This is a genomic window from Xanthomonas campestris pv. campestris str. ATCC 33913 (genome assembly GCF_000007145.1).
GTDB classification, from domain to species: domain Bacteria; phylum Pseudomonadota; class Gammaproteobacteria; order Xanthomonadales; family Xanthomonadaceae; genus Xanthomonas; species Xanthomonas campestris.
The window spans coordinates 664585-678574 of the sequence record NC_003902.1 but is presented as its reverse complement, the minus strand read 5'-3'; the positions used below and the strand labels follow the sequence as shown (position 1 = coordinate 678574).

At 64.2% G+C, this 13990-nt stretch carries 14 protein-coding genes, 1 other RNA gene and 1 pseudogene; 4 read left to right on the top strand and 12 right to left on the bottom strand.

Annotated elements, in window-relative coordinates; all coding sequences use genetic code 11:
* The first annotated feature begins 1 nt into the window (after nt 1).
* The 3 genes and pseudogenes from XCC_RS02910 to XCC_RS02900 form a co-directional block, all read left to right on the top strand.
* Entirely contained in the window at nt 2-1243 is a 1242-nt protein-coding gene (locus XCC_RS02910) for a sensor histidine kinase (protein ID WP_011035808.1), read from the top strand.
* 44 nt (nt 1244-1287) lie between these two features.
* Nucleotides 1288-2390, top strand: a protein-coding gene (locus tag XCC_RS02905) for an IS3-like element IS1404 family transposase (protein WP_100101058.1) whose coding sequence is annotated in 2 segments (ribosomal slippage) — nt 1288-1546 and nt 1546-2390 — 1104 coding nt in all. Because the reading frame shifts where the segments join, the coding sequence is not laid out codon by codon here.
* A gap of 33 nt (nt 2391-2423) precedes the next feature.
* Nucleotides 2424-2561, top strand: a pseudogene (locus XCC_RS02900) (ATP-binding protein); the annotation flags it as partial.
* A 4-nt stretch (nt 2562-2565) separates the two neighbouring features.
* On the opposite strand, the gene XCC_RS02895 reads toward XCC_RS02900, so the two are convergent.
* From XCC_RS02895 to glmU, 3 genes are all read right to left on the bottom strand, one after another.
* Nucleotides 2566-2640: non-coding RNA, sX9 sRNA (locus tag XCC_RS02895), on the bottom strand.
* 175 nt (nt 2641-2815) lie between these two features.
* The gene (locus XCC_RS02890; RefSeq protein WP_019237998.1) at nt 2816-3787 is read right to left on the bottom strand and encodes a right-handed parallel beta-helix repeat-containing protein; all 972 of its coding nucleotides are present in this window, start codon (nt 3785-3787) and stop codon (nt 2816-2818) included.
* Nucleotides 3788-3883: 96 nt separating this feature from the next.
* Nucleotides 3884-5248 carry a bifunctional UDP-N-acetylglucosamine diphosphorylase/glucosamine-1-phosphate N-acetyltransferase GlmU gene (gene glmU, locus XCC_RS02885; RefSeq protein WP_011035805.1) on the bottom strand — a complete coding sequence of 455 codons (1365 nt, stop codon included), beginning with the start codon at nt 5246-5248 and terminating at the stop codon, nt 3884-3886.
* 148 nt (nt 5249-5396) lie between these two features.
* Here glmU and XCC_RS02880 point away from each other — a divergent pair, with 148 nt between their 5' ends.
* Entirely contained in the window at nt 5397-5780 is a 384-nt protein-coding gene (locus tag XCC_RS02880; RefSeq protein ID WP_012439314.1) for a GtrA family protein, read from the top strand.
* A gap of 458 nt (nt 5781-6238) precedes the next feature.
* Here XCC_RS02880 and XCC_RS02875 read toward each other — a convergent pair whose 3' ends face one another.
* The 9 genes from XCC_RS02875 to atpB all read right to left on the bottom strand — a co-directional run bounded on the left by XCC_RS02875 (nt 6239) and on the right by atpB (nt 13978).
* On the bottom strand, nt 6239-6808 hold the full coding sequence (locus XCC_RS02875) for a chorismate mutase (protein ID WP_011035803.1): 570 nt from the start codon (nt 6806-6808) through the stop codon (nt 6239-6241).
* A 183-nt stretch (nt 6809-6991) separates the two neighbouring features.
* Nucleotides 6992-7414: a F0F1 ATP synthase subunit epsilon gene (locus XCC_RS02870; RefSeq protein ID WP_011035802.1), complete on the bottom strand. Its 423-nt coding sequence runs from the start codon at nt 7412-7414 to the stop codon at nt 6992-6994.
* A 173-nt stretch (nt 7415-7587) separates the two neighbouring features.
* Nucleotides 7588-8994: a F0F1 ATP synthase subunit beta gene (gene atpD / locus XCC_RS02865; protein WP_011035801.1), complete on the bottom strand. Its 1407-nt coding sequence runs from the start codon at nt 8992-8994 to the stop codon at nt 7588-7590.
* 122 nt (nt 8995-9116) lie between these two features.
* Nucleotides 9117-9980 (bottom strand): F0F1 ATP synthase subunit gamma, encoded by an 864-nt coding sequence (gene atpG, locus XCC_RS02860; RefSeq protein WP_011035800.1) that lies wholly within the window; start codon nt 9978-9980, stop codon nt 9117-9119.
* Between the two features lie 112 nt (nt 9981-10092).
* Nucleotides 10093-11640 (bottom strand): F0F1 ATP synthase subunit alpha, encoded by a 1548-nt coding sequence (atpA, locus tag XCC_RS02855; RefSeq protein WP_011035799.1) that lies wholly within the window; start codon nt 11638-11640, stop codon nt 10093-10095.
* A 47-nt stretch (nt 11641-11687) separates the two neighbouring features.
* A complete protein-coding gene (locus XCC_RS02850; RefSeq protein WP_011035798.1) occupies nt 11688-12215 on the bottom strand; it encodes a F0F1 ATP synthase subunit delta in 528 nt (175 codons plus the stop codon).
* A 3-nt stretch (nt 12216-12218) separates the two neighbouring features.
* The gene (locus XCC_RS02845) at nt 12219-12689 is read right to left on the bottom strand and encodes a F0F1 ATP synthase subunit B (RefSeq protein ID WP_011035797.1); all 471 of its coding nucleotides are present in this window, start codon (nt 12687-12689) and stop codon (nt 12219-12221) included.
* Between the two features lie 112 nt (nt 12690-12801).
* Entirely contained in the window at nt 12802-13104 is a 303-nt protein-coding gene (gene atpE / locus XCC_RS02840) for a F0F1 ATP synthase subunit C (protein ID WP_002814105.1), read from the bottom strand.
* 73 nt (nt 13105-13177) lie between these two features.
* Nucleotides 13178-13978 (bottom strand): F0F1 ATP synthase subunit A, encoded by an 801-nt coding sequence (gene atpB, locus XCC_RS02835; protein WP_011035796.1) that lies wholly within the window; start codon nt 13976-13978, stop codon nt 13178-13180.
* Nucleotides 13979-13990: the final 12 nt, after the last annotated feature.

The window sequence follows — 13990 nt, the reverse complement described above, 5'->3', positions numbered from 1 at the left end:
GATGCTGTCGCGCTCCTTCACCTTCTCGCTGTTTCTGCGCCTGCTCCCGGTGCTGGTACTGGCTGCCGCCTTGCCGTGGGCCATTGCCTACTGGCTGGACCGTGGCTGGCAAGTGGCCGCCGTGTCGGCCGTGGTGGTGCTGCTGACGATGTGGTGGAGCCTGCAGCGCGCCACCGCGCCGATGCGCTCGCTGTTCCGCGCCCTGGCCGGCACCACCAGCAGCTACCGCGATGGCGAATACAACTTCGGTGTGTACTGGCGCGGCAACGACGAGCTGGCGCAGTTGGTACAGGCGCATGCCGAACTGGGCGAGGTCCTGCGTGCACAGCGGCGCGATCTGGTGCAGCGCGAACTGATGCTGGACACCATGTTGCAGAACACGCCGGTGGCCATGTTGCTGGTGGTGCCCGGCGGCGATGGCCTGCGCCGCATCGGGTTTTCCAACAACGCGGCGCGCAAGCTGCTGCATGGCGGCCGCAAGCTCGAGGGGCAGCATCTGGACGACGTGCTGGAACGCATGCCCAACGAACTGCGCGACGCGCTGGCACGTGGTGGCGACTGTCTGTTCGCCGTGCGCGAAGACGGCGACGATGAAGAAGACGAGCAGATCTATCACCTGTCGCGCCGCGCCTTCCATTTGAACGGCCGCGGCCACGAACTGCTGCTGATCCGCACCCTCACCACCGAACTGCGGCGCCAGGAAGTGCAGACCTGGAAGAAAGTGATCCGGGTGATCAGCCACGAATTGAACAACTCGCTCGCGCCGATCGCCTCGCTGGCGCACTCCGGCGCCGAGCTGCTGCGCCGTGAGCGCACCGATCGGCTGGGCACGGTGTTCGAGACCATCGAAGAACGCGCGCGCCACCTGGAGGGCTTCATTCGCGGCTATGCGCGCTTTGCCAAACTGCCGCAGCCACAGTTGCAGACCATCGAATGGGCGCCATTTCTGGAGCGCCTGCGGCAGCAGATTCCGTTCCAGCTGGAGGGCACGCCTGTCGATGTCTCCAGCCGCATCGATGCCGCACAGATCGAACAGGCGCTGCTCAACCTGCTGAAGAACGCACACGAGGCCTGCAGTGAGGCGCAGCCGCCCAACAGCGAGGTGGCGGTGCGCGTCACCCGCTTGCCGCAGTGGCTGCGCATCGAAGTGCTGGACCGCGGCAACGGCATGAACGAGGCCGTATTGCACAACGCACTGATGCCGTTCTATTCGACCAAGCGACGTCCCCCCAATTTTGAGTAGCGCCTCAGTTTGGAGTCCAATTCCCTACCCCGAGGAGATTGGACGTGAAGAAACGTTTTACTGACGAGCAGGTCATCGGCTTTCTGCGCGAAGCCGAAAGCGGCGTCGCCATCAAGGACCTGTGCCGGCGGCATGGCTTCAGCGAGGCCTCGTACTATCTGTGGCGCAGCAAGTTCGGTGGGATGAGCGTGCCCGATGCCAAGCGGCTCAAGGACCTCGAGTCCGAGAACGCGCGGCTGAAGAAGTTGCTGGCCGAGCAGCTGTTCGAGAACGACCTGATCAAGGATGCACTGCGAAAAAAGTGGTAAGCGCACCGGCGCGTCGTACGCTGGTGCGCGAATGGATCGGGCGTGGTGCCAGCGAGCGTCGTGCGTTGGCAGTGATCGGTATGAGCGCCAGTGCACTGCGGTATTGCCCGCGCGAAGATCGCAATGGCGAACTGCGCGAACGCATCTGTGCGTTGGCGCATCGCCATCGCCGCTATGGCGTGGGGATGATCTATCTCAAATTGCGGCAAGAAGGGCGCATCGTGAACTACAAGCGTGTGGAGCGGTTGTACCGCGAGCAGCAGCTGCAAGTGCGCCGCCGCAAGCGCAAGAAGGTCCCAATAGGCGAGCGTCAACCGCTGCTGCGGCCATCGCAGGCCAACCAGGTGTGGTCGATGGACTTCGTGTTCGACCGCACCGCCGAAGGCCGGGTGATCAAGTGTCTGGTGATCGTGGACGATGCAACCCACGAAGCGGTCGCCATCGAAGTGGAGCGCGCGATCTCCGGGCACGGGGTGACGCGCGTGCTGGACCGACTGGCGCACAGTCGCGGTTTGCCGAAGGTGATCCGCACTGACAACGGCAAGGAGTTTTGCGGTAAGGCGATGGTCGCTTGGGCGCATGCCCGTAATGTGCAACTACGGCTCATCCAGCCAGGCAAACCGAACCAGAACGCCTACGTCGAATCCTTCAACGGCCGACTGCGCGACGAATGCCTCAACGAGCACTGGTTCCCGACGTTACTGCACGCGCGCACCGAAATCGAACGCTGGCGACGCGAATACAACGAGGACCGACCCAAGAAAGCAATCGGCGGCATGACCCCGGCTGCTTATGCCCAACATCTGGCAAACACCGATATCATCAACCCCGGACTCTAAACCAGGCCGCTACTCAGGGCGGGGGGACGTCGCAAGCGCAACGGCACCGGCCTGGGCCTGGCGCTGACGCGCGAGATTGCCGAAGCGCATGGTGGCCGTATTTCATTGCACAACCGCGAGCAAGGCGGCCTGTGCGTGACGTTGTTGTTGCCGCTGGATCCGGGCAGCTAAGAGCGGCTAACAAAACGTAGCGAGCAGTCGTCAGGTGGATGCGGACGGCGCGGAGGAACCGGAGTGTACCGGCGTACATGAGGATTCCGAGCACCGGCCGCGCCCGCCTGACGGCTGCGCAGTAGTTTTGATAGCTGCTCTAAGCGCCAAGGCCGCTGCACGCCGTGTTGAGGGGTTGCGCGACCAGCCGGCAGCTGCACGTGGTGCACTCGCGCGCAGCTGGATCATCCCCTGCAATCAACGTCGCAGCGCGTTCAATCATCGCGCAGCGTTGCCCGTGCTTCGATCCGTGGCCGCTGCAAGGGGCCGCAGGCATCATCGGCGCCAGTGGTGCGCGTCGGGGCAACGGGCCCTTGATATCCCTGCCCGACGGTATTGCCAATGAACTGCCCGCCCTGCGACGGGCATTCGCCATCGGTTTTGAACCAGTCGGAGAACGCCGCGTACTTGCCGGTCCTGATGAAGCGGTTGCCCTGCACCAGCGTGGCATCCGAGCGATCGCGGGTGCGAATCGCATCTCCACTGATGTCGATAAAGCTGTTGTCCTCGATGCGATTGCCCGAAGAACTGCGCGCCAGATACAGCGCGTGCACATAGCTCGCCGTCTGGGAATCGTTCTCCACGGCACTGAAGCGATTGTGCTCGATCCGGTTGTTGCGTGAGTTCTGCAGCCGGATCGCCGCATACGCGTAGGCCGCTTCAGGACTGCTGCCGTACACGCCGCCAATCCGTTCGAAGCGCATATCGCGGATCACATTGTCGCTGTTGCCATCGGCGCTGCGCTTGCTGCTGCCCAGATCCAGCGCCATCCAGTAATTGCGGATCGTCAGGCCGGCGAACGTCACACGGGTCGGCGCGTCCTTGCCGCCTCGCAAGGTGAACCAGGTCGCCGCACCGCGCCCGTCGAACACCGGTGACGTCGCGCTGTCGGGTGCGGCGATGAAGCGTAGCGGCGCGCCGGTGATGACGTGCCATTGCACCGACTGCCGCTCATACGTTCCCGCGGCGATGATCACATCTACCGCCGTAGCCGGCCGCTGCGCGATCAACCGCTGTTGTACGGCAGCGAGACTGCGCAGCGCGGTGGCAGCGCTGGTGCCGGCTGCCGTGTCATCGCCGTTAGGGGCGAGATACAGCCGGTAGACCGGTGCGGCGGCTGCATGTGGCGCGACACCCGCAAGTGCCAGCCACACCATCAACCACGCAATGGAGGGTCGCATGCGCATGCAGGAGCTCCTGAGCTTTTCGGCGTGATGCATCGCGTCCGCAGCGCATGTGTCGTGCCGGAAACGCACAGCCCGCTTTCGCGGGAACACAGGCACTTACTTCTTCTTGGGCCGCTCCCAGCCTTCAATCACGGTCTGACGTGGCCGCGCCACACTGAGCTGGTGGGGTGGTGCATCGCGGGTGATCACCGAGCCGGCGCCAATCGTGGCCCCGGTGCCGATCTCGATCGGTGCCACCAACGCACTGTTGGAACCGACAAAGGCGCCGTCGCCGATCGTGGTCTGCGACTTGTTCACCCCGTCGTAGTTGCAGGTGATGGTGCCGGCGCCGATGTTGACCTTGCTGCCGACCACCGCATCCCCCAGGTAGGTCAGATGATTGGCCTTGCTGCCGGCGCCCATCACCACCTTCTTGGTTTCGACGAAGTTGCCGATATGCACGCCATCGGCGAGCACGGTGCCCGGGCGCAACCGCGCAAACGGCCCGATCTGCACCGCGCCTTCGGTCACCACGCCCTCCAGGTCACAGTGCGCACGCACCTGGGTGCCGGCGGCCAGCTGCACATCGCGCAGACGCACGAACGGGCCGATCACCACGCCATCGCCCAGGGTCACCTCGCCTTCGAGGATCACGTCGATATCAAGCTGCACATCGTGTCCCACCTGCACGCGGCCGCGCTGCTCCACGCGCGCCGGATCGGCCATGCGCACGCCCTGCAGGCACAGCGCACGGGCGGCGCGTAGCTGCCAGGCCCGCTCCAGCTGGGCAAGCTGCCACGGGTCGTTTGCGCCTTCCACGTCCTGCGGGTCGGACACCTGCACCATGTCGGCAGGCGTGTAATCGGCCGCGGCGCTGGCGAACACGTCGGTGAGATAGAACTCGCCCTGCGCGTTGTCGTTGGACAGCCCACCCAGCCAACGCCGCAAGGCGGTGGATTCGGCGGTGAGAATGCCGGTGTTGATGGTGCGGATGCGGCGCTGCTCGTCATCGGCATCCTTCTGCTCGACGATTGCCGCAACCTTGCCTTCCGGGTTACGCACGATGCGCCCGTAGCCGCTGGGGTTGGCCAGGTCCGCCACCAGCACCGCGATGCGGCCCGGCGCGTGCAGCAGCTCACGCAGGCTCTCGCTGCGGATCAGCGGCACATCGCCGTACAGCACCAGCACGGTCGCTGCGTCCGGCACGGCATGCAGCGCCTGCTGCACCGCGTGCCCGGTGCCCAGCTGCTGGCGCTGTTCGGCCCATTGCAGATCCGGCTGGCCGGCGAATGCGGCCTGCACCTGCGCGCCACCATGTCCATGCACCACGTGGATGGCCGCCGGCTGCAGTTCCCGCGCGGTGGCGATCACATGCGCGAGCATCGGCTGGCCGGCCAGCGGCTGCAGCACCTTGGGCAGCGCCGAGCGCATGCGCTTGCCCTCGCCAGCGGCCAGGATCACGACGTGCAGAGGCAGGGTCATTGCAGGGTTCCATCGCAAAAGATGGCTTGAATTCTAGTCGCTGGCTGCCGCGCGCGTCGTGACCATTGCGACTGCAACAGGCACCGATGACAGATTTTTAAGCGCCGCTGCCGTTAGGATGAGCGCCCCTCTCGACCTCCCCCAGCACATGAGCCTGTTCCGCCAAGGCGGCCAGTTCGCGATGATCGGCGCCCTGCAATTGGCCGTGGACTGCGGCATTTTCATTGCGTGCACGGCCGCCGGCATGCCGGCAGTGCCCGCCAACCTGCTCGGGCGCATCAGTGGCGCCACGCTGGGGTTCTGGCTCAACGGACGCTTCACCTTCGCCCAGCAGGGCGATGCACGGTTGGGCTGGCAGCGCTTCGCGCGCTTTGCGGTGATGTGGCTGGCGTTGACGGTGATCAGCACCTGGCTACTCTCGGCCACCGTGGATCTGGTCGGCCTGCGCCAGGCCTGGCTGGCCAAGCCGCTGGTGGAAGGCGGGCTTGCGATCGTGTCGTTCTTCGTTGGCCGGCACGTGGTGTATCGCTGATCGCTGCAGGCGCGGACTACGCGATCATGGTGCTACTCCGCGACGCCATGCAGAAGCGCCGGCACGGCTGGCATGCGAACAGATCGACCGGCCTGACTGCGGCGTACGTCGCTTGATTGGAGCGTCCCCCTCCTAAGGGGACGGCGCCGTAATGACGTCCTGCTTGAGGGAACCGCGCCGTAGTGACGTCCCACTTGCACTGCGGTTTGATGACCCGGCCGATTAAGAGCAGCCAACAACACGATTCTGCAGCTGCCATGCGGGCGCGGCCGGTGCTCGAAATCCTCATGTACGCCGGGCACGCCGGTTGCTCTGCGCGTGCGCAACCACCTGACGATTAGCCATTGCGTTCAACCGCTCTCGTGCACGTCAAGCGACGCGCAGCAACGGCGCGTTCACCGCATCAGTCATGGGCGTGAGATCACACAAACAATCGCACACCACACCCCTCAGCCAGATCAGCGGCAGAAATCGCCCAGACCGCGAACCAGCGCGGCGCGGTGTACCGCATCCAGTTGCCATTGCGCGGAATACTGCGCCGCCGCCCGCGCCGTGCTGGCCGGGCAGTTGGGCGCGGCGCGTGCAGCGGCGGCTTCGGCCAGGGCGTCGAGCAGTTCGCCCTGCACCGCATCCAGCCGCTCACGCAAGGTCGACAGGTCTGGCCGCGCGGTGTCCGGCGCACGGCCACGCTCATGCCATCGGTTCAGCAGCGCGTACTGCACCGATTTGTTGGCCTCGATCTGCGCACCGAAGAACCGCGCTGCATCGTCGGGGTCCAGCCCATGCGCCGGCGCCTGGTCGCGCACGTTCTGCAGCACTGCCGCTTCGCGTGCCTGATCCAGCACTGGCTTGCCGCTATCCCATTTACTCAACGCCACCGCGTCGCCAATCGCGTTGCGCTCGGCGATCTTGTCCAGCAACGGTGCGAGGGGTGGCTGGCTGCGCGCCGGCAACGCACAGCCCAGCAACACCACGGCAAGCACGCCGGTCAGCGCGCAACCACGTAGGCCATCGGTCAGGCGGGTCATGGGGGTTGCCTCGTTGAAGGTGAAGGGCATCGCGCTATCGCAGCATCGCCGGTAGCAGTGCGACCCGGGCCGGCAGTGTGCCGCCTGGTTGTGTCCAACGATGCCGACCACCGCAGGCACATCGCCAAAAACGAAAACGCCGGCACAAGGCCGGCGTTTTCGCGTGGTGCGCTGTCTCGCAACTCAATGCTTGAGCGTGCGACGCAGCCGCTCCAGTGCCTGCAACTGCACCGTGGCTTCGGCCAGCTGGCGCTGCGCCTGTTCCACGTCCACCGTGTCGCCACGGTTGGCGAGCAGACGCTCGGCTTCTTCCTTGGCCTTGCGCACAGCCGCTTCGTCGATGTCCTGCGCACGAATGGCAGTGTCGACCAGCACGGTCACCACCTGCGGCTGCACCTCGAGGATGCCGCCGGAGATCGCAAAGTCCAGCTGTTCGCCGCTGGCGGTGGTCACCACCACCTTGCCTGGCTTGAGACGGGTGATCAGCGGCGCGTGCTTGGGCGCGATGCCCAGCTCGCCCAGTTCCCCGGTCGCCACGACCAGGGTCGCCTCACCGCGGAAGATCTCCTGCTCGGCGCTGACGATGTCGCAACGGATAGTGCTCATGGTGCCTCACTGTGTGAGGCGGGAATCGGGAATCGGGAGTGGGGAATCGGAAGAGCGGCATGCTGCGCGCGTTTCCATTCCTCTCAATTCCGATTCACCGATGCACCGCCTTTACGATTCCCGATTCCCGATTCCCGTTTCCCGATTCCAGCCGCGCAGCGGCTGGGATCGCATCAGGCCTTGGCGCTCATCTTGTTGGCCTTCTCGACCGCTTCTTCGATGCTGCCGACCATGTAGAACGCCTGCTCCGGCAGGTGGTCGTATTCACCGTCGCAGATCGCCTTGAAGCCGCGGATCGTGTCCTTCAGCGAGACGTACTTGCCCGGCGAGCCGGTGAACACTTCGGCCACGTGGAACGGCTGGCTGAAGAAGCGCTCGATCTTGCGGGCGCGCGACACCGACTGCTTGTCTTCTTCGCTCAGCTCGTCCATGCCCAGGATCGCGATGATGTCCTTCAGTTCCTTGTACTTCTGCAAGGTCTGCTGGACGCGCTGGGCGGTGTCGTAATGCTCGTGGCCGATCACCAGCGGGTCCATCTGGCGGCTCGTGGAGTCCAGCGGATCCACGGCCGGGTAGATACCCAGCGAGGCGATGTTACGGCTCAGCGTCACCGTCGAGTCCAAGTGGGCGAAGGTGGTCGCCGGCGACGGGTCGGTCAGGTCGTCCGCGGGCACGTACACGGCCTGGATCGAGGTGATCGAACCGCTCTTGGTCGAGGTGATGCGCTCCTGCAACACGCCCATTTCCTCGGCCAGGGTCGGCTGGTAACCCACCGCCGACGGCATGCGGCCAAGCAGCGCGGACACTTCGGTACCGGCCAGCGTGTAGCGGTAGATGTTGTCCACGAACAGCAGCACGTCCTTGCCCTTGCCGTTCTCGTCCTTCTCGTCGCGGAAGTACTCGGCCATGGTCAGGCCGGTCAGCGCAACGCGCAGACGGTTGCCCGGCGGCTCGTTCATCTGGCCGTACACCATCGCGACCTTGTCCAGGACGTTGGAGTCCTTCATCTCGTGGTAGAAGTCGTTGCCCTCACGGGTACGCTCACCCACGCCGGCGAACACGGACAGGCCCGAGTGCGCCTTGGCGATGTTGTTGATCAGTTCCATCATGTTGACGGTCTTGCCGACGCCGGCGCCGCCGAACAGGCCGACCTTGCCGCCCTTGGCGAACGGGCACATCAGGTCGATCACCTTGATGCCGGTTTCCAGCAATTCGGTGCTGGACGACTGGTCTTCGTACGACGGCGCAGCGCGGTGGATTTCCCAATGATCCGAGGCCTGCACGTCGCCGGCTTCGTCGATCGGGCGACCCAGCACATCCATGATGCGGCCCAGCGTCCCGGCGCCAACCGGCACCGAAATCGCACGCTCGGTGTTGGTGGCCAGCAGGTTGCGCTTCAATCCGTCGGTGGAGCCGAGCGCAATCGTGCGCACGACGCCGTCGCCGAGCTGCTGCTGCACTTCCAGGGTGATGGCGGTGCCTTCGACCTTCAGCGCGTGATAGACCTTCGGCACTTCATTGCGCTGGAATTCGACGTCGACGACCGCGCCGATGATCTGAACGATCTTGCCCTGACTCATTTGGATAACTCCACTAATGTCTGTTCGATTCTGGTGTCGGGATTGGGGAAACGGGATTCGGGATTGGGAAGATCAAGCGCTGCTGCCTCGACCATTCCCGATTCTCCATTCCCTATTCCCGGCTATACGGCTGCCGCGCCGCTGACGATTTCCGAAATTTCCTGGGTGATCGCCGCCTGGCGCGCCTTGTTGTAGACCAGTTGCAAGGTGCCGATCATCTTGTTGGCGTTGTCGCTGGCGGCCTTCATGGCCACCATGCGCGCGGCGTGCTCGGAGGCCACGTTTTCCAGCACGGCCTGGTACACCAGCGACTCGATGTAGCGCGTCATCACGTGCTCCAGCACGGTGGCGGCATCGGGTTCGTACAGGTAGTCCCAGTCGTGGTGCGCCACCTTGTGCTCGGCGGCCGGAAGCGGCAGCAACTGCTCGAAGCTGGCCTTCTGCGTCATGGTGTTCACGAAGCGGTTGTAGACCAGATACACGCGGTCCACCTTGCCCTCGGTGAAGGCATCCAGCATCACCTTGATCACGCCCACCAACTGCTCGATGTGCGGGCTGTCGCCAAGATGCGTGACGCTGCCGACCATGTTGACCTTGATCCGGCGGAAGAACGCCGAGGCCTTCTGACCGATGGTGACCACGTCGATCTCGGCACCCTTGTCCTGCCACGGGCGCACTTCGCCCAGCATCTTGCGGAACAGGTTGTTGTTCAGACCGCCGGCCAGGCCGCGGTCGGAAGAGATCACGATGTAGCCGACCCGCTTGACCTGCTCACGCTCCACCAGGAACGGATGCTGGTAGTCGGTGCTGGCCTGCGCCAGATGCCCGATCACCTGCTTCATGGCCTGCGCGTAGGGACGCGAGGTCTTCATGCGTTCCTGCGCCTTGCGGATCTTGGAGGCCGAGACCATTTCGAGCGCGCGCGTCACCTTGCGGGTGTTCTGCACGCTCTTGATCTTGGTTTTGATTTCGCGTCCGCCTGCCATACTCGCTCGCTTCGCTCACTTAGTGGGAATGGGGAATCGTGAGTGGGGAATTGGCACAGCCAACCCGCTTTGACGATTCCCGATTCTCTATTCCCGATTCCCGCAGCTGGACTTACCAGCTGCCCGTGGTCTTGAACTCTTCGATGCCCTTCTTGAACGCGGCTTCGATGTCGTTGTCCCAACCGCCGGTGGTGTTGATCTTGGAGACCAGCTCACCCTGGGTGTTGGCGAAGTGCGCGTGCAGGCCTTCTTCGAACGCCAGCAGCTTGTTGACCGGCACTTCATCGAGGTAGCCCTCGTTGACGGCATAGATCGACAGCGCCTGGTTGGCGATGGACATCGGCGCGTACTGCTTCTGCTTCATCAGCTCGGTGACGCGCTGACCGCGCTCGAGCTGCTTGCGGGTGGCTTCGTCCAGATCCGAGGCGAACTGCGCGAACGCCGCCAGCTCACGGTACTGCGCCAGCGAGATACGGATGCCGCCGGACAGCTTCTTGATGATCTTGGTCTGGGCCGCACCACCGACGCGCGACACCGAGATACCGGCGTTCACGGCCGGACGGATACCGGCGTTGAACAGGTCGGTTTCCAGGAAGATCTGGCCGTCGGTGATCGAGATCACGTTGGTCGGCACGAACGCGGACACGTCACCGGCCTGCGTCTCGATGATCGGCAGCGCGGTCAGCGAACCGGTCTTGCCGGTCACCGCACCGTTGGTGAACTTCTCCACGTACTCCTCGGACACGCGCGCAGCGCGCTCGAGCAGACGGCTATGCAGATAGAACACGTCGCCCGGATAGGCTTCGCGACCCGGCGGGCGCTTGAGCAGCAGCGAGATCTGGCGGTAGGCCACGGCCTGCTTGGACAGATCGTCGTACACGATCAGCGCGTCTTCGCCGCGGTCCATGAAGTATTCGCCCATGGTGCAGCCAGCGTAGGGGCTGATGTACTGCATCGCGGCCGATTCGGACGCGGTCGCAGCCACCACCACGGTGTGCGCCAGCGCGCCGTTTTCTTCGAGCTTGCGCACGATGTTGGCAACGGTCGAGGCCTTCTGGCCGATCGCCACGTACACGCACTTGATGCCGGTGCCCTTCTGGTTGATCACCGCATCGATCGCCAGCGCGGTCTTGCCGGTCTGGCGGTCGCCGATCACCAGCTCGCGCTGGCCACGGCCGATCGGGATCATCGCATCGACCGACTTGTAACCGGTCTGCACCGGCTGGTCGACCGACTTGCGCCAGATCACGCCCGGGGCCACACGCTCCACCGGTGCGGTCTGGGTGGCGCCCAGCGGGCCCTTGCCGTCGATCGGCTCGCCCAGTGCGTTGACCACGCGGCCCAGCAGCTCAGGGCCGACCGGCACTTCCAGGATGCGGCCGGTGGTCTTGGCCACGTCGCCTTCGCGCAGGTTCTCGTAATCGCCCAGCACCACCGCGCCGACCGAATCGCGCTCCAGGTTCAGCGCCAGGGCGAAGGTGTTGTTCGGCAGTTCGATCATTTCGCCCTGCATCACGTCGGCCAGGCCGAAGATGCGCACGATGCCGTCGGACACGCTGGTCACGGAGCCTTCGTTGCGCGACTCGGCGGACAGCTTGACCGCCTCGATGCGGGTCTTGATCAGGTCGCTGATTTCGGAGGGGTTGAGCGTGGTTGCCATCGTTCAGTCCTAGGTGCCGGCCGCGAGGGCCATGCGTTTATGTGAATTCAGTGGGCGAGCGAGTTCTGCAGGCGCGCAAGCTTGCCCTTCAGCGAGCCGTCGATGACCATCTCGCCGGTGTCGATCACCGCGCCGCCGATCAGCGAAGCGTCCACCGCGGTGGTGACATCCACCTCGCGCCCGAAGCGCTTCTTCAACGCGGCAGTGATCGTGGCCAGCTCGGCCGGGCTCATGTCGGTGGCCGAGGTCACCGTCGCTTTCACGACGTGCTCGGCTTCGGCACGCAACTGCTCGTACAACCCTGCAATTTCCGGCAGCAGGGCCAGCCGTTGTGCATCGGCCAACAGGCCGAGAAAACGCTGATAGTCCGCTTCGGCAGCCGGCGGCGCCAGCAGCGTCACCGCCTGATCCTGGTGCAGCGCCGGATTCAGCAACAGCGCAGCCACGCGCGGATCGCCGGCGACCTGCGCCGAGAACGCAAGTGCATCGGACCAGGGCGCGAACTTGCCGCCCTCACGCGCAATCGCGAATGCGGCACGGGCGTAGGGACGGGCAAGTGTGAGGGCCTGGCTCATCGATCAGATCTCCGCTGCCAGTTCGTCGAGCAGTGCCTTGTGGGCAGTGGCATCGATTTCGCGCTTGAGCAGCTTTTCGGCACCGCTGACAGCCAGCGACGACACCTGACGGCGCAGTTCTTCGCGGGCACGGGTGGCCGATGCGTCGATTTCGGCCTGGGCCAGATCCTTCTGACGGTTGGCTTCGGCAATCGCTTCGAGCTTGGCCGCTTCGATGATCTGATTGGCGCGCGCGTGGGCCTGGTCGATGATCTCGTTGGCCTTGGTGCGTGCGTCCTTCAGCGCCTCGTTGACCTTCTCCTGCGCCTGCGCCAGATCCTTCTGGCTCCGGTCGGCCGCAGCCAGACCTTCAGCAATCTTTTGCTGACGCTCTTCGATCGCCTTCAACAGCGGCGGCCAGATTTTGGTCGCGACGATCCAGATCAGACCGGCGAAGGCCAGCGCCTGGGCAAAGATGGTAAGGGTGATGTCCATGGGTCGCTCAATCGCTCTTTAGGGGTGAAAGCGCCACCGCATGGCGACGCTTTCCGACCTTCATCCGCGGACGCAACCACCATGGCTGCGTCCACATCCTGCTACCGCTGGATCAGCCGGCAGCCTGCGACAGACGCTCGATGAACACCTGGGCCAGCGGGTTGGCAAAGGCGAACAGCAGGCCGACAGCGACGCTGATGATGAACGCGGCGTCGATCAAACCGGCGGTGATGAACATGCGGACCTGCAGCACCGGGATCAGTTCCGGCTGGCGAGCGGCAGATTCCAGGAACTTGCCAGCCATGATGGCCAGACCGAGGCCGGCACCAAGCGCGGCCAGGCCGATCATGATGCCGACGGCGAGGACGGTGGAGCTCTGGACTTGGGCGAGGTTGGTCAGGACGGCGAGGTACATGGTGATCTCCGAACGAAAGTTTCTAAGGGTGATGGATGAATCGGGATAAAGCGGATGAAGGGTGAAACGAAACTCAGTGACTGTCTTCCGCAAGGCTCAGGTACACGATCGACAGCATCATGAAAATGAAGGCCTGTAGCGGAATCACCAACAGGTGGAACAGCATCCAGCCGAGGCCGAATACGCCGCCGGCAACCATGCCGGCGATGCCCGCACCGCCCAGCACCCAGATCAGCAGGAAGACGATCTCGCCGCCGAACATGTTGCCGAACAGTCGCATCGCCAGCGAAATCGGCTTGCTCAGCCACTCGACGATGTTCAGGAGCAGGTTGAACGGCATCATCCACTTGCCGAACGGCGCCGTGAGGAATTCCTTGGTCATGCCGCCAACGCCCTTGGAGCGCAGCGAGAAGACGATCATCAGGAAGAACACGCTGATCGACATGCCCAAGGTGGCATTGACGTCGGCGGTGGGGACCGGCTTCCAGGCGTGGATGCCAGCCCAGCCCAGCGGGATGGCGATGAAGTCGGCCGGGATCATCTTGATGAGATTCATCAACAGGATCCAGAAGAAGATCGTGATCGCGATCGGAGTCACCAGCTTGCTGGTGCCGTGATAGGTGTCCTTGGCCTGGCGATCGACAAATTCCAGGCAGATCTCGACAAACGCCTGCCATTTGCCCGGCACGCCGGCAGTGGCATTGCGCGTGGCCATCCAGAATGCGAAGACCATCACCAGGCCCATCAACACGGCCATGACCAGGGTGTCGACGTGGATGGTCCAGAACGTGCCGCCGCCATCCCGCACCGGATAAACCAGGTTCTGCAGGTGGTGCTGGATATAGGAGGTAGGTGTTGCTGCCTCGCCCGCCATGTGTCCGGAGCC

Bases quoted from the DNA above. Each gene is read 5' to 3' on its own strand.
- XCC_RS02910 (WP_011035808.1), top strand. From the start codon at position 2: ATGCTGTCGCGCTCCTTCACCTTCTCGCTGTTTCTGCGCCTGCTCCCG.
- XCC_RS02890 (WP_019237998.1), bottom strand. From the start codon at position 3,787: ATGCGCATGCGACCCTCCATTGCGTGGTTGATGGTGTGGCTGGCACTT.
- glmU (WP_011035805.1), bottom strand. From the start codon at position 5,248: ATGACCCTGCCTCTGCACGTCGTGATCCTGGCCGCTGGCGAGGGCAAG.
- XCC_RS02880 (WP_012439314.1), top strand. From the start codon at position 5,397: ATGAGCCTGTTCCGCCAAGGCGGCCAGTTCGCGATGATCGGCGCCCTG.
- XCC_RS02875 (WP_011035803.1), bottom strand. From the start codon at position 6,808: ATGACCCGCCTGACCGATGGCCTACGTGGTTGCGCGCTGACCGGCGTG.
- XCC_RS02870 (WP_011035802.1), bottom strand. From the start codon at position 7,414: ATGAGCACTATCCGTTGCGACATCGTCAGCGCCGAGCAGGAGATCTTC.
- atpD (WP_011035801.1), bottom strand. From the start codon at position 8,994: ATGAGTCAGGGCAAGATCGTTCAGATCATCGGCGCGGTCGTCGACGTC.
- atpG (WP_011035800.1), bottom strand. From the start codon at position 9,980: ATGGCAGGCGGACGCGAAATCAAAACCAAGATCAAGAGCGTGCAGAAC.
- atpA (WP_011035799.1), bottom strand. From the start codon at position 11,640: ATGGCAACCACGCTCAACCCCTCCGAAATCAGCGACCTGATCAAGACC.
- XCC_RS02850 (WP_011035798.1), bottom strand. From the start codon at position 12,215: ATGAGCCAGGCCCTCACACTTGCCCGTCCCTACGCCCGTGCCGCATTC.
- XCC_RS02845 (WP_011035797.1), bottom strand. From the start codon at position 12,689: ATGGACATCACCCTTACCATCTTTGCCCAGGCGCTGGCCTTCGCCGGT.
- atpE (WP_002814105.1), bottom strand. From the start codon at position 13,104: ATGTACCTCGCCGTCCTGACCAACCTCGCCCAAGTCCAGAGCTCCACC.
- atpB (WP_011035796.1), bottom strand. From the start codon at position 13,978: ATGGCGGGCGAGGCAGCAACACCTACCTCCTATATCCAGCACCACCTG.